Here is a 14,205-nt window from a genome sequence, read left to right on the forward strand (position 1 = left end):
TAGGACGCCGGGCCGGGTGGCTCGTGAACCGTCTGCCGCTCTTCGGGGCTGGCTCTCCCGGGCTATGTCGCCGGTCCGGTGTCCGTCCGCGGTCTGACTCAACAGAGGCGTGTCCCGGCGAAGATCCAGGCCCGTTCGATGGTCACGCGGGGCTGGCGGCCTTGGAAGCCAGCGATCGGGATGTCGTATTCGCGGGCAAGATCGGTCAGCAATCCGCGGGAGAAGCCGGTCATATCGGCGATCGCCTGGAGTGAGTGGCGTTCTCGAGATAGAGGCGTGCGAGGACGTCCTTCGGGACTTCGCGGCGGGCCCGCTGGCGGATCTGGACGGTGGATCGCGCTGAGCGTTCGGTCACCTCGGCTGCGGGGGCGGGGTGTTCGTCCAGGACATAGCGGACGGCAGAGATGCTGGTGTCGAGCACGCGGGCCGCATGTTGGACGGGATGCTTGTGCTGGCGGACGAGTTGGTGGAGGCGGGGGACGTCGATGTGATCTGGGTCGGACCCGGGCAGGTCGAGACCGCTCAGCAGCATGGCGGGCGGCTGCCAGGTGATCGGCACAGTGGATGCGGTTCTCGGCAAGGAAGTGCCTTGCTTCTTCAGCCAGCGCATCGGCGAGTTCGGGGGTTTGGAGGGCCGCGAAGTAGGCGGTCTGTTGCCTGAACTCTGCTTCGGTGAGGTTTTGGCAACGGGGAAAGGCTTCGGCGGGGAGGCCGCTGATGCGTTGGAAGAGCAGGCTTCGGACGATCTGTTCGCGGGGTCCTCTGCCGACCGGGGTGCCGGTGTGGCGGCAGATCTGTGACCAGCGGCTGTGGGGAAGCAGACGGGTGTAGTCCAGGCGGCGTCGCCGCTGATAGTCGACAGGAACCTCGGTGGCATCGAGATGATCAGCGAGCCGGACCAGGGCAACAGCCGTGTCGGTCCACTGCGGCTGATCCTGAAGCCACTGCAGAATGCGAGAGATGTTGATCCCGTTGGTGGCCGAGCCGAGGCGTCCGGCAACGTCCTCTAGTCGTGCTTTGCCACCGACGATCAGCAGGGAAGCGGCCAGGACCGGGGCGATAGCGCGGGGATAGACCCCTTCTGGCGGAGTGAGCCGCGTAGTCCAGGCGGGCCAGAATGCTGGGGATCTTCCGGGCTCTTCGGTCGATGTCCCGGCTGGTCTTCTCCGTGCGACGGGGCATGGCGGTGGGGGGTGCGATGCCAGAGTTGTTCATTGGGCCGCATGCTGGGTGCAAGAGCCGCGAGGTGCACCGCGTTCAGGACCGTGCTCAGGTCGCGCCCCCAGCCGTCGATGCTGGTGATGCTGACTTGCCAGAGTTCCTCACGCATCGCCTCGTTCCCTCGACGGCCGGACCAGAATCTCCAACACCCGAAAGGATGAAAGCTCCGACCAGGGAGTCTCACAACAGCGGCACAAGTGCCACGGTTGTGCCATCGCGGCTGAGACTGTGCCACGAAATCTGAGACCCTACACGGGCGCCGGATCAGGTCTGTGCCATGTCCACGAACCGCGAGTAGTGGCCCTGGAAGGCGACCGTGATCGTCGCGGTCGGACCGTTGCGGTGCTTGGCGACGATGAGGTCGGCCTCGCCGGCGCGCGGCGACTCCTTCTCGTAGGCGTCCTCGCGGTGCAGCAGGATGACCATGTCGGCGTCCTGCTCGATGGATCCCGACTCACGCAGGTCGGAGACCATCGGCTTCTTGTCCGTGCGCTGCTCGGGGCCACGGTTGAGCTGGGAGAGCGCGATGACCGGGATCTCCAGCTCCTTGGCCAGCAGCTTGAGGTTGCGGGACATGTCCGAGACCTCCTGCTGCCGGCTCTCGGCACGCTTGGAACCGCCGGACTGCATCAGCTGGAGATAGTCGATCACGACCAGCTTGAGGTCGTTGCGCTGCTTCAGACGCCGGCACTTGGCGCGGATCTCCATCATCGACAGGTTCGGGGAGTCGTCGATGTAGAGCGGGGCGGCCGAGACGTCCGGCATCCGGCGGGCCAGCCGCGTCCAGTCCTCGTCGGTCATCGTGCCCGAACGCATGTGGTGCAGGGCGACACGGGCCTCGGCGGACAGCAGACGCATCGCGATCTCGTTGCGCCCCATCTCCAGCGAGAAGATGACGCTGGGCAGGTTGTGCTTGATCGACGCCGCTCGCGCGAAGTCCAGTGCGAGCGTGGACTTGCCCATCGCGGGACGCGCGGCGATGACGATCATCTGGCCCGGGTGCAGACCGTTCGTCAGCGAGTCGAAGTCGGTGAACCCGGTGGGCACACCGGTCATCTCCCCGCTGCGCGAGCCGATCGCCTCGATCTCGTCGAGCGCGCCCTCCATGATGTCGCCCAGCGGCAGGTAGTCCTCGCTGGTGCGTTGCTCGGTGACCGCGTAGACCTCGGCCTGGGCGCGGTTGACGATCTCGTCGACGTCGTCGTCGGCCGCGTATCCCATCTGGGTGATGCGTGTACCCGCCTCGACCAGGCGGCGCAGGATCGCACGTTCGTGGACGATCTCGGCGTAGTACGCAGCATTCGCCGCCGTCGGCACGGTCTGTACAAGCGAGTGCAGATACGAGGCACCACCGACCTTGTTGATCTCGCCGCGTCTGGTGAGCTCGGCGGCGATGGTGATGGGGTCGGCCGGCTCGCCCTTGGCATAGACGTCGAGGATCGCCTGGTAGATCGTCTCGTGCGCCGGCTTGTAGAAGTCGTGGCCCTTGAGGATCTCCACCACGTCGGCGATGGCGTCCTTGGACAGGAGCATGCCGCCGAGGACCGACTGTTCGGCGTCGAGGTCCTGTGGGGGGACGCGTTCGAAGGCGGAGCCCCCGTCGTCCCACGCGCCGTTCTCCCGGCCGCGGTCGTGCTGTTCGTCCCGGCCGCGCTCCGCGTCGGGGCGGCGGCGGGAGGCGGGCAGACGATCACCTGGACCGCTGTCGGCCCACGGGTCGTCCAAGGGCTCGGAAATGCTCACCGAGCAGCCTCCTCCCGTCCGCCGAGCGGACCTCGCCGTGCCCCTCTTTTGTACGGGACGGCACTGACAAATAAGAGGCCCAACTCCGCTTCAGGCGCGTCAGGTTTGTGACGCTTTGGAAGCCGGTGGACGGAGCGGGCGCCGGACCACGGTAGGGCCCAGGACGGCGTCAGCCAATCTGGTTATCCACAGGCCATGTGGACGACCGCCCGGATGCTGTGGAGAACTCGGCGAAACCTGTGCACGAGCCGGTGGACAGCCCTGTGAAAAAGCCCTCGGCACCACCCACAGGACCCGCCTGACCTGGTGTTTTCCCGTCCACTGGCTGTGCAGAAGAAAAACTTTCCCAGTCAGACCAAGATCGCCTCGAACGGTACGCACAAGCGAACGCCACCAAACCTCAAGTAAGGAGTGCAATGGCTTTGCATCTCTTACCTGTGGACGATTACATTGGTGCTCATGACACAGGCCCCCGCACGCCGTCCGGCCACTCGGCGCCGGCACGACCGAGAGATCGTCGCGCTGGCCGTACCGGCCTTCGGCGCACTCGTCGCCGAACCGCTCTTCGTGATGGCCGACAGCGCGATCGTCGGCCATCTCGGCACGGCGCAACTCGCCGGACTCGGCATCGCCTCGGCCCTTCTGACAACCGCCGTCAGCGTCTTCGTCTTCCTCGCCTACGCCACCACGGCAGCCGTCGCTCGCCGTGTCGGCGCGGGCGATATCCAGGCAGCCATCCGCCAGGGGATGGACGGCATCTGGCTGGCACTGCTGCTCGGGGCCGCCGTCATCGCGGTCGTCCTGCCCACCGCGCCCGCCCTGGTGGACCTCTTCGGCGCCTCGCCCACGGCGGCACCGTATGCGACGACCTATCTGCGCATCTCCTCACTCGGCATTCCGGCCATGCTCGTCGTGCTGGCCGCGACCGGAGTCCTTCGTGGGCTCCAGGACACCCGGACGCCGCTGTATGTGGCCGTCGCCGGGTTCGTCGCCAACGGCGTCCTCAATGTCGGGCTCGTCTATGGCGCCGGACTCGGCATCGCGGGCTCGGCCTGGGGCACCGTCATCGCCCAGTGCGGCATGGCGGCGGTCTACCTCTGTGTGGTCGTCCGTGGAGCCCGTCGGCACCACGCCTCCCTGCGGCCCGATCGGGCCGGCATCAGGGCGTCCGCACAGGCCGGTGCCCCGCTGCTCGTCCGTACGCTCTCCCTGCGCGCGATCCTGATGATCGCCACAGCCGTCGCGGCCCGCCTCGGTGACGCGGACATCGCCGCCCACCAGATCATCCTGTCCCTGTGGAGCCTGCTCGCGTTCGCCCTCGACGCCATAGCCATCGCCGGACAGGCCATCATCGGCCGCTATCTCGGCGCCGACGATCCCCAGGGCGCTCGCGAGGCCTGCCGACGCATGGTGCAGTGGGGGATAGCCGTCGGATTCGTCCTCGGGCTCCTGGTGATCCTGAGCCGACCGCTCTTCCTCTCGCTGTTCACCAGTGACGCCCTCGTCAAGGACGCGGCAGTGGCCGCACTGCTTCTGGTGGCGCTCTCCCAGCCGATCTGCGGCGTGGTCTTCGTCTTGGACGGTGTGCTGATGGGCGCGGGAGACGGACCGTATCTCGCCGGCGCCATGCTGGTGACCCTGGCGGTCTTCACGCCCGTGGCGTTGCTCGTCCCTGTTCTGGGCGGCGGGCTCACCGCGCTCTGGTCGGCCATGACGTTGATGATGACCGTGCGGATGCTGACACTGTGGCTGCGTTCCCGCTCGGGCCGCTGGCTCGTCACGGGAGCGACACGCTGACCGTTTCCGTTTCACGTGAAACACCGCGGGCTGCCACGTTTCATATGGAACGCCGTTTCCCGCGCCGCTGATCTCAGTCACGCGGAAGGGGCCGCATCCTCGACGGATGCGGCCCCTTCCCGACTGATCAAGCCGAGCGAAGTGCCTTACGCGGCGACGACCTCGATGGTGACCTTGGCGGCAACCTCGGGGTGCAGACGCACGGACGTCTCGTGGGCGCCCAGGGACTTGATCGGCGCGCCCAGCTCAATGCGGCGCTTGTCGACCTCGGGCCCGCCGGCAGCCTTGATCGCCGAGGCGATATCGGCCGGGGTGACGGAACCAAACAGGCGCCCGGAGTCGCCGGAGCGGACGGCCAGGCGGACCTTCACGCCCTCGAGCTGGGCCTTGATCTGGTTGGCCTGCTCGATGGTCTGGATCTCGTGGATCTTGCGAGCACGACGGATCTGCTCGACGTCCTTCTCGCCGCCCTTGGTCCAGCGGATCGCGAACTTCCGCGGGATCAGGTAGTTGCGAGCGTAACCGTCCTTGACGTCCACGACGTCGCCCGCGGCACCGAGGCCGGAGACCTCGTGGGTGAGGATGATCTTCATGAGTGGCTCACCCTTCCCTTAGCGCGCAGTGGAGGTGTAGGGCAGCAGCGCCATCTCACGGCTGTTCTTGACGGCCGTGGCGACGTCACGCTGGTGCTGCGTGCAGTTGCCGGTCACGCGACGGGCACGGATCTTGCCGCGGTCGGAAATGAACTTCCGCAGCATGTTCGTGTCCTTGTAGTCCACGTACGTGACCTTGTCCTTGCAGAAAGCGCAGACCTTCTTCTTAGGCTTGCGCACAGGCGGCTTCGCCATGGTGTTTCTCCTGTGTGATCAAGAAGTTGGGGTACGGCCCGCCTAGAAGGGGGGCTCGTCCGAGTAGCCGCCACCGCCGCCGGAGCCGCCGCCCCAGCCGCCGCCACCCTGGTTGCCACCGGCGGGAGCGCCGGTCGCCCACGGGTCGTCGGCGGGAGCACCGCCCTGCTGGCCGCCGCCGGGGCCACCGCCCCAGCCACCGCCACCCTGGCCGCCACCGCCGCCGTAACCACCCTGCCCACCGCGGCCCGAGGTCTTGGTGACCTTGGCCGTGGCGTTGCGCAGGCTGGCACCGACTTCGTCGACGTCCAGTTCGTAGACCGTGCGCTTGACGCCCTCACGGTCCTCGTAGGACCGCTGCTTCAGCCGGCCCTGCACGATGACGCGCATGCCTCGCTGGAGCGACTCGGCGACGTTCTCCGCCGCCTGACGCCAGACCGAGCAGGTCAGGAAGAGGCTCTCGCCGTCCTTCCACTCGTTCGTCTGGCGGTCGAAGGTGCGAGGAGTGGACGCGACGCGGAACTTCGCGACCGCCGCACCGGACGGGGTGAAGCGCAGCTCGGGGTCGTCGACAAGATTGCCGACGACCGTGATGACGGTCTCGCCTGCCATGGGGGAACCTCTCGGCGGGTTTGCTCTGGCTGCTTGCTACTCGAATCCCGAGATCAGCTGAGCGAAGGGCTCAGTGGGTCTCGGGGCGAAGGACCTTGGTCCGGAGGACCGACTCGTTCAGGTTCATCTGGCGGTCGAGCTCCTTGACGACCGCAGGCTCGGCCTGCAGGTCGATGACCGAGTAGATGCCCTCGGGCTTCTTCTTGATCTCGTACGCGAGACGACGACGGCCCCAGGTGTCGACCTTCTCGACCTTTCCGCCACCGTCACGGACGACGGAAAGGAAGTTCTCGATCAGGGGGGAGACAGAACGCTCCTCGAGATCGGGGTCGAGGATGACCATCACCTCGTAGTGACGCATGTGGAACCCACCTCCTTTGGACTCAACGGCCACGGTCGTTCCGTGGCAGGAGGGTTGTGATGCGTACGCAACAGTGCTTGCAGTACATCAGCCGCCACTGACAATGAGGGCGGACTGACGGACTCTCCAGGTTCGCCGTGGCTCAGCCTGGGCAGACACCGTGCAGAACGTACAGACTACCCGCACACCCGCTTCCGGTTGAAATCGGGGCGCCGGACCCGTCAACCTGGACACCTCGGGTGTGTACGGCGCTAAGATGCGCCGCTTTTCGCTGGAGGTGCCCCATGGCACAGACGATGCGACCGAACACCGCCGCGGGCGGCGGCCTCTTCGCCACCGATGGCAAGTCCCACCCGGTCCAGGACACCCTGCTCGTGGTGACCCTGGTGCTGGGCGTGCTGGCGTTCATCACCGGGCTCCTCTTCCACAGCCTGCACCTGCTGAGCTCCTGGGCCGGTCTGGTGGGGATCCTCACCGGCGCCTACGGGCAGTGGATCTCCGTGACGACGCGCGAGCGCTTCGGGCTGGTGCTCGGCCTCGGCGCCTCCGCGGTCGGCTTCTATCTCGGCCTGGCGCACGGCGGCCTCTTCGGCGGCCTGTTCAGCTGACACCGGGCACGCCCGGCCGTTCCTCACGGACGGCGTCCGCCGGACACCGCGGACGCCGTCCGTACGACCGCACGCCCGGCGCCACGGCGGTGAACAGGCCGGGGCGATGGTTGCGTGCGGCCAGTCTGCGCGCTCCCAGGGCGCAGTAGGCTTCGGCGCGAGAGCCGGAGCCCCACCCATGGGGACACGCCAGCCCGAGGAGCGCCCCGAATGAGCCTGACCCTGAGGACCATCAGTCGAGAGCAGCATCTGGCCTACATCCAGAACCTGCCCGCGGCGAGTCACATGCAGGTCCCGGCCTGGGCAGAGGTCAAGGCGGAGTGGCGCTCGGAGAACCTGGGCTGGTTCGACGACCGCACCGGCGAACTGGTCGGCGCGGGCCTGGTCCTGTACCGCCAGCTGCCCAAGATCAAGCGGTATCTCGCCTACCTGCCCGAGGGCCCGGTCATCAACTGGTTCGCGCCGAATCTCGACGACTGGATCCAGCCGATGCTGGCCCATCTGAAGCAGCAGGGCGCCTTCTCGGTGAAGATGGGCCCGCCGGTGATCATCCGCCGTTGGAACGCCGAGACGATCAAGAAGGGCATCCAGGACTCGGACGTCAAGCGCCTGCGCGACCTGGAGGCCGACTTCATCGAGCCCCGCGCCTTCGAGGTCGCCGACAAGCTGCGACGCATGGGCTGGCAGCAGGGCGAGGACGGCGGCGCCGGCTTCGGCGACGTGCAGCCCCGTTATGTCTTCCAGGTGCCGCTCGCCAACCGGTCCCTGGAAGAGGTGCACAAGAACTTCAACCAGCTGTGGCGCCGCAACATCAAGAAGGCGGAGAAGGCCGGGGTCGAGGTCGTCCAGGGCGGCTACCAGGACCTCGAGGAATGGCAGCGGCTGTACGAGATCACGGCGGTGCGCGACCACTTCAGGCCCCGCCCGCTGTCGTACTTCCAGCGCATGTGGACGGCCCTCAACACCGAGGACCCCAACCGGATGCGGCTGTACTTCGCCCGGCACAACGGCGTGAATCTGGCAGCGGCGACGATGCTGATCGTCGGCGGGCACGTCTGGTACTCCTACGGCGCCTCCGACAACATCGGCCGTGAGGTCCGGCCCTCGAACGCGATGCAGTGGCGGATGCTGCGCGACGCCTACGCGCTCGGCGCCACGGTCTACGACCTGCGCGGCATCTCCGACTCGCTGGACGAGACCGACCACCTCTTCGGTCTGATCCAGTTCAAGGTCGGCACCGGCGGTCAGGCCGCCGAGTACCTCGGGGAGTGGGACTTCCCGCTGAACAAGCTGCTCCACAAGGCGCTCGACATCTACATGTCGCGCCGCTGACCTGACGCTCTTCGCTTCGACCCCGTCGACACCTTCCATACTTCTGATACACCGCAGCCACGAGAAAGGTTCCAGGTCCGGCCATGGCGCTCACGCTCTACGTCGACACCGCGCGCTGGCGGGCGCACCACAAGCACGTGCAGGAGCAGTTCCCCGGGCTGGTCCCGGTCTGCAAGGGCAACGGCTACGGATTCGGGCACGAGCGGCTGGCGGAGGAGGCCACCCGGCTGGGCTCCGACGTCCTCGCCGTCGGCACGACGTACGAGGCCGCCCGCATCAAGGACTTCTTCAGCGGTGACCTGCTGGTGCTGACGCCGTACCGCCGCGGCGAGGAGCCGGTGCCGCTGCCCGACCGTGTGGTCCGCTCGGTGTCGTCGGTCGACGGGGTGTACGGCCTCGTCGGGGCCCGTGTCGTCATCGAGGTGATGTCCTCGATGAAGCGGCACGGCATCAGCGAGCAGGACCTGCCGCAGTTGCACGCCGCCATCGAGAACGTCCGGCTGGAGGGTTTCGCCATCCATCTGCCGCTGGACCGCACGGACGGTTCGGACGCCGTGGAGGAGGTCATCGGCTGGATGGACCGGCTGCGCGCGGCCCGCCTGCCGCTGCACACGATGTTCGTCAGCCACCTCAAGGCAGAGGAACTCGCCCGGTTGCAGCAGCAGTTCCCGCAGACGCGCTTCCGTGCCCGCATCGGCACGCGGCTCTGGCTGGGGGACCACGAGGCAACCGAGTACCGCGGCGCGGTCCTGGACGTCACGCGGGTCAACAAGGGCGACCGATTCGGCTACCGTCAGCAGAAGGCGGCCTCGGACGGCTTCCTGGTGGTCGTGGCGGGCGGTACGTCCCACGGGGTGGGCCTGGAGGCCCCCAAGGCGCTGCACGGCGTCATGCCGCGCGCCAAGGGCGTCGCCCGCGCCGGCCTGGCCACGGTGAACCGCAACCTCTCCCCGTTCGTCTGGAGCGGCAAGCAGCGCTGGTTCGCGGAGCCGCCGCACATGCAGGTGTCGATCCTGTTCGTCCCCTCGGACGCACAGGAGCCCAAGGTCGGTGACGAGTTGGTGGCCCATCTGCGCCACACCACCACGCAGTTCGACCGGCTCATGGACCACTGAGCGGTCCTCAAGCAGCCGTTCTCATGCGAAAGGCCGTACCCGGCAGTGCCGGGTACGGCCTTTCGTGTGACCTCCTGAAAGCTGTTCGCTCAGAGCGAACCGCCCTGGGGTGCGGGCTTGCCCTGTCCGCCCCACTCCACCTGGGGGCCGCCCAAGTCCGCCTCCCGGTATCGCGGACGCGCCTGGGTGCCGAGGACGAAGACGTCCTCGGCACCGTCGAGGACACCGCCCGAGGGGTCGTCGTCGCCGGCGCGGCGCACCACGTCCCGCTCCGGCATGAGGATGTCGCGCACGACGACCGCGCACAGGTACAGCGTGCCCAGCAGGTGCACGGCGATCGCCCAGTGGTAGCCCTCGGTCGGCAGACCCTTGTGGGCGTCTCCGCTGGTCGTGTACGCGAGGTACATCCAGATGCCGAGGAAGTACGCCACCTCGCAGGCCTGCCAGATCAGGAAGTCCCGCCACTTGGGCCGGGCCAGCGCGGCCAGTGGGACCAACCACAGGACGTACTGCGGCGAGTAGACCTTGTTGGTGATGATGAAGGCCGCCACGATCAGGAAGGCGAGCTGGGCGAAGCGCGGACGGCGCGGGGCGTACAGCGTCAGCACCGCGATGCCGAGTGCGCACAGCACTACCAGCAGCGTGGCCGTGGTGTTGACGAAATCGGTGCTCGGCGGACTGCTCGAGTTCTGGGCCCAGATGAGCCAGAAGGAGCCGAAGTCGACGCCCCGGTCGTGGCTGAACTTGTAGAACTGCCACCAGCCCTCGGAGGCGAAGGCCATCACCGGCAGATTCACCACCAGCCAGGCGACGACGGCACCCGCCAGCGCCTTGCCGAAGTCCCGCCACTTCCCCGCCCGCCAGCACAGCACGAACAGCGGGCCGAGCAGGAAGACGGGATAGAGCTTGGCGGCCGTGGCGAGGCCCAGCAGGACACCGAAGGCGACCGAGCGCCCGCGGGACCACATCAGCATCGCGGCGGCCGTCAGGGCGACCGCCAGCAGGTCCCAGTTGATGGTGGCGGTCAACGCGAAGGCCGGCGCGAGGGCGACCAGCAGACCGTCCCACGGCCGCCGGGCGTGTGTACGGGCCACGCAGACGGCGATGACGGCCGCGCACACCATCAGCATCCCGGAGTTGACCATCCAGTACCACTGTTCCTGGTGCTGGATACTGCCGCTGTGCGGGGTCAGCCAAGAGGCCAGTTCCATGAAGACCCCGGTCAGTACGGGGTACTCCAGGTACGGCATGTCGCCGGGGAGCTTGTCGAAGTAGGGCACGAGACTCTCGGCGAAGCCGCGCCCCTGGTAGAGGTGCGGAATGTCCGAGTAGCAGGCCTTCGTGTACTGCGAGCTCGCGCCGAAGAACCAGGCGCCTTGGTAGCAGGGCACCTTCTGGACCAGGCCGATGGCGAACATGCCGATCGCGACGAGCGCAACGACCCGTACGGGGGTCCACCAGGACCTCCCGAGCAGGGCACGCCGCCCGACGGGGCCGCCGATCAGCTCACTGCCGGCCGCCGCGACCTCGTCCTCCTTGGTGGGCCGCACCGGGTCCGGCTCGTGCACGCTCGCTTGCGTCGATTCAGCACTGGGCATGGGACACATCCTGCCGTACACGTCCAAGAGAAAGCCGAGGGCCGCCGCACCCGGTGGGTGCGGCGGCCCTTGTTTCACGTGAAACACCCTCGTGGGGCGGTCAGGCGGCTAGTTGGTCGTGCCTCCGAAGAAGCTGCCTCCGTTGCCGTTGCCCTTGCTGCCGCCTCCATTGCCGTCGCCGCTGCCGCCTGAATCGGTCGGTGACGGTGTCGGGGTGATGCCTCCGTCCGCGCCGCCGGCGCCTGTCTCGCCGCCGTTGTCGTTGCAGCCGAAGAAGCCGCAGCGCGACCGGGACGGCGAGGGAGTCGGGCTGGGCTCGACCTCGCTGGGCGTGGGAGACGGCGTCGGGCTCGCCTCCTCGGTCGGGGTGGCCGAGGGCGTCGGCGTGGGGCTGGGCGCCGCGTTGACGATCTCGCCGATGGGCTCGGGCTTCGGGAACTTCTCGGCCGGCGCGCCCTGGAGTGCCTCCAGCATGTAGTCGTGCCAGATCTCGGACGGGAACGAGGCACCGTGGATCTTGTCCTGGCCGCCCGTGCCGTACATCTCCTCGAACTTGCGCGACTTGTTCTTCTCGTTGTCGTCCAGCCGGAACATGCCGATCGCGGTGGACAGCTGCGGGGTGTAGCCGACGAACCAGGCGGACTTGTTTCCGTCGGTGGTACCGGTCTTGCCGGCCACCTCGCGCCCGGGCAGCTGGGCGTTGGTGCCCGTACCCTTCTCGACCACGGTCTTGAGGATGTCCGTGACGTTGTCGGCGACGGCCGACGTGAAGGCCTGCCTGGGCTTGCCCTCGTGCTTGTAGATCTGCCCGTCCTTGCTGTTGACCTCCAGGACGGAGAACGGGTCGTTCTGCTCACCGCTCTTGGCGAAGGTGGCGTAGGCGCCCGCCATGCGGATGGCGCTGGGGTCGGAGATGCCGATGGAGAAGGACGGGTAGCTGGTGCCGGTCAGGCTGTTGTCCTTCAGACCGGCGTCGAGGGCGGCCTGCTTGACCTTGTCCAGGCCGACGTCCATGCCGAGCTGCACGAAGGCCGAGTTCACCGACTCCCGCATCGCCTCGCGAAGGTCGATCAAGTAATTCGGGGGCTCACCGTACGTCTTGTGACCGTCGTTGGTCTGCAGCCACTCCTCGCCCTTCTCATTCCTCCAGACGGTCCCGTCGTATTTCTTGATCTTGAGCTTGTTCTTACCGCTGAACCGGCTCTTGGGCGACACCAGGGTGCGTTCGTCCTGTGACTGCGATTCGCCCAGACTGGGGTCGCGGACGCCGTCCCGCATGGCCGCGGCCAGCACGAACGGCTTGAAGGTCGAGCCGACCTGGGCACCGGTCGCGTCGGCGTTGTTGGTGAAGTGCCTGGTCGCGTCCTCGCCGCCGTAGATCGCCACGATGGCACCCGTCTTCGGGTCCACCGAGGCACCGCCGAACTGGACGTGCGTGTCCGTCTTCGGGCGCAGTTTGGGGTTGATGTTGGCTTTCTGGACCTTCTTGACCGCGTTTTCCAGCTTCGTGACCTTCTTCTTGTCGAAGGTCGTCTTGATCGTGTAGCCGCCCAGCCGCAGCTTGTCCGCGGTGATGCCGGTCTCGTCGCTGTGGGTGACCAGATAGCTGTTGGCCAGGTCCACGAGGTAGCCGGTCTGACCGCTCAGCTGGGTGTTCGACCGCGGGTTCTTCCAGTCGGGGAGCTTGGTGTACTTGGCCCGATCGGTGGCGCTCAGATGCTTGGACTGGACCATCTTGTTGAGCGTGTCCTGCATCTGCATCAGGGCCCGCCTGGTGTTCTTCTCCGCGGTGGCTTCGGTGGGATCGATGGAGGTCTGGCCCGCCGGGTCGTAGTATGTCGCGCCCTTGAGCATCGCGGACAGGAAGGCGCACTCGCCCGGGTCCAGGTCGATGGCGTCCTTGTCGAAATAAGCGCGCGCGGCCGCCTGGATCCCGTAGGCACCCCGGCCGTAGTAGGCCGAGTTCAGGTAACCCGCCAGGATCTCCTTCTTGTCGACGGTGGCGCCCACCTTGACCGAGATGAAGATCTCCTTGAACTTACGGGAGATCGTCTGCGACTGGTCGTCCAGCCTCGCGTTCTTCACGTACTGCTGGGTGATGGTGGAACCACCCTGGGTCTGGCCGCCGGTGGCCATGTTGAAGAACGCGCGGGCGATGCCCTTGGGGTCGACTCCGCTGTCGGAGTAGAAGGTCTTGTTCTCCTGGGAGATGACCGCCCACTGCATCGCCTCGGGAATCTGCGACAGGTTGACGATCTGCCGGTTCGTCTCGCCACCCGTCGAGACCATCGGCGAACCGTCGGACCAGAGGTAGACGTTGTTCTGCGCGGTCGCGGTCTGCGCCACATCGGGCACGCCCACCATGGCGTACCCGATACCGGCGACCGCGACCAGGCTCCCGACGAAGCCGATGAACAGCCCCGTCACGAGCTTCCAGGACGGCATCCAGCGGCGCCACCCGTCCTTGCCCGCGCGCGGGTAGTCGACGAACCGGTTCTTGGCGGACGGCGCCGCCCGGCCACGGCCGCGCCCGGGCCCGTTCGGACCGCCGGGCCGGGCGCGACGGCCGCCACTTCTCTGCGCCGCCCGCCGAGCGGCGGCACGGCCTTCGTACGGGCGCTCCTCACCTCCCGCGCCATACGAACCCGACCCCGGAACCGGCCCGTGGGAATCGGATCCATAGGAGTCGGCAGGAGATCCGCTGGCGCCTCGCGGTGCCGCGCGGCGGCCGGTGGACGAGCCGGACTGGCCACGTCGGGCCGCGGCACGTCCGCCTCCCTGCGGCTGCGGCGGTTTGCGACGGTGCTCGCTCATCGAACGATTACTCCTCGGGCAGGCGCACCCTTGCGCGCCTGGAAACGGCGGCTGGTTTCCGGTCCCCCCGAAGTACGGATGTGGTCGGTCGTGTATTCACCCGTACCGCACCGGGGACGAGGACGTTCCCCAGGTGTCACTTGGTTCCCGGCGGTG

14 protein-coding genes are annotated in these 14,205 nt (G+C 67.5%); 5 read left to right on the forward strand and 9 right to left on the reverse strand.

The genetic code is table 11. The annotated features are described in order from the left end of the window. Positions 1-98: 98 nt before the first annotated feature. Positions 99-233, reverse strand: coding sequence for a hypothetical protein (locus tag ACFY4A_RS09520; protein WP_390828844.1), 135 nt, complete (start codon positions 231-233; stop codon positions 99-101). Continuing rightward, the gene (locus ACFY4A_RS09525; protein ID WP_390828845.1) at positions 230-559 is read right to left on the reverse strand and encodes a hypothetical protein; all 330 of its coding nucleotides are present in this window, start codon (positions 557-559) and stop codon (positions 230-232) included. Before ACFY4A_RS09525 ends, ACFY4A_RS09520 begins: the two co-directional genes overlap by 4 nt. Here ACFY4A_RS09525 and ACFY4A_RS09530 point away from each other — a divergent pair. Beyond that, on the forward strand, positions 549-800 hold the full coding sequence (locus ACFY4A_RS09530; protein ID WP_390828846.1) for a hypothetical protein: 252 nt from the start codon (positions 549-551) through the stop codon (positions 798-800). The two genes, ACFY4A_RS09525 and ACFY4A_RS09530, sit on opposite strands and share 11 nt — an antisense overlap. A 685-nt stretch (positions 801-1,485) precedes the next feature. Here ACFY4A_RS09530 and dnaB read toward each other — a convergent pair. Then, positions 1,486-2,964, reverse strand: coding sequence for a replicative DNA helicase (dnaB, locus tag ACFY4A_RS09535; RefSeq protein WP_390828847.1), 1,479 nt, complete (start codon positions 2,962-2,964; stop codon positions 1,486-1,488). A 459-nt stretch (positions 2,965-3,423) separates the two neighbouring features. On the opposite strand from dnaB, the gene ACFY4A_RS09540 reads away from it, so the two are divergent. Continuing rightward, positions 3,424-4,761: an MATE family efflux transporter gene (locus ACFY4A_RS09540; protein ID WP_390828848.1), complete on the forward strand. Its 1,338-nt coding sequence runs from the start codon at positions 3,424-3,426 to the stop codon at positions 4,759-4,761. Between the two features lie 146 nt (positions 4,762-4,907). Here the strand turns inward: ACFY4A_RS09540 and rplI are convergent, their stop codons facing one another. From rplI to rpsF, 4 genes are all read right to left on the reverse strand, one after another. Then, positions 4,908-5,354 (reverse strand): 50S ribosomal protein L9, encoded by a 447-nt coding sequence (rplI, locus tag ACFY4A_RS09545; protein WP_390828849.1) that lies wholly within the window; start codon positions 5,352-5,354, stop codon positions 4,908-4,910. A gap of 18 nt (positions 5,355-5,372) precedes the next feature. Continuing rightward, the gene (gene rpsR / locus ACFY4A_RS09550; protein WP_003949403.1) at positions 5,373-5,609 is read right to left on the reverse strand and encodes a 30S ribosomal protein S18; all 237 of its coding nucleotides are present in this window, start codon (positions 5,607-5,609) and stop codon (positions 5,373-5,375) included. A gap of 42 nt (positions 5,610-5,651) precedes the next feature. Continuing rightward, positions 5,652-6,221: a single-stranded DNA-binding protein gene (locus ACFY4A_RS09555; protein ID WP_390828850.1), complete on the reverse strand. Its 570-nt coding sequence runs from the start codon at positions 6,219-6,221 to the stop codon at positions 5,652-5,654. A 70-nt stretch (positions 6,222-6,291) separates the two neighbouring features. Then, positions 6,292-6,582, reverse strand: a complete 291-nt coding sequence (gene rpsF, locus ACFY4A_RS09560) for a 30S ribosomal protein S6 (protein ID WP_009189556.1) — start codon at positions 6,580-6,582, stop codon at positions 6,292-6,294. 284 nt (positions 6,583-6,866) lie between these two features. Here rpsF and ACFY4A_RS09565 point away from each other — a divergent pair, with 284 nt between their 5' ends. From ACFY4A_RS09565 to ACFY4A_RS09575, 3 genes are all read left to right on the forward strand, one after another. Beyond that, entirely contained in the window at positions 6,867-7,190 is a 324-nt protein-coding gene (locus ACFY4A_RS09565; RefSeq protein ID WP_358738313.1) for a hypothetical protein, read from the forward strand. Positions 7,191-7,400: 210 nt separating this feature from the next. Further along, entirely contained in the window at positions 7,401-8,522 is a 1,122-nt protein-coding gene (gene femX / locus ACFY4A_RS09570; RefSeq protein WP_390828851.1) for a peptidoglycan bridge formation glycyltransferase FemX, read from the forward strand. Between the two features lie 83 nt (positions 8,523-8,605). Then, positions 8,606-9,637, forward strand: a complete 1,032-nt coding sequence (locus tag ACFY4A_RS09575; protein WP_390828852.1) for an alanine racemase — start codon at positions 8,606-8,608, stop codon at positions 9,635-9,637. An 89-nt stretch (positions 9,638-9,726) separates the two neighbouring features. On the opposite strand, the gene ACFY4A_RS09580 is transcribed toward ACFY4A_RS09575, so the two are convergent. Both ACFY4A_RS09580 and ACFY4A_RS09585 read right to left on the reverse strand, forming a co-directional pair. Then, the gene (locus tag ACFY4A_RS09580; RefSeq protein ID WP_390828853.1) at positions 9,727-11,235 is read right to left on the reverse strand and encodes a glycosyltransferase family 87 protein; all 1,509 of its coding nucleotides are present in this window, start codon (positions 11,233-11,235) and stop codon (positions 9,727-9,729) included. 108 nt (positions 11,236-11,343) lie between these two features. Further along, positions 11,344-14,049, reverse strand: coding sequence for a transglycosylase domain-containing protein (locus ACFY4A_RS09585; RefSeq protein WP_390828854.1), 2,706 nt, complete (start codon positions 14,047-14,049; stop codon positions 11,344-11,346). Positions 14,050-14,205 lie beyond the last annotated feature (156 nt).

Origin of the sequence: Streptomyces sp. NPDC001292, from assembly GCF_042896465.1 — a bacterium.
GTDB lineage: Bacteria > Actinomycetota > Actinomycetes > Streptomycetales > Streptomycetaceae > Streptomyces.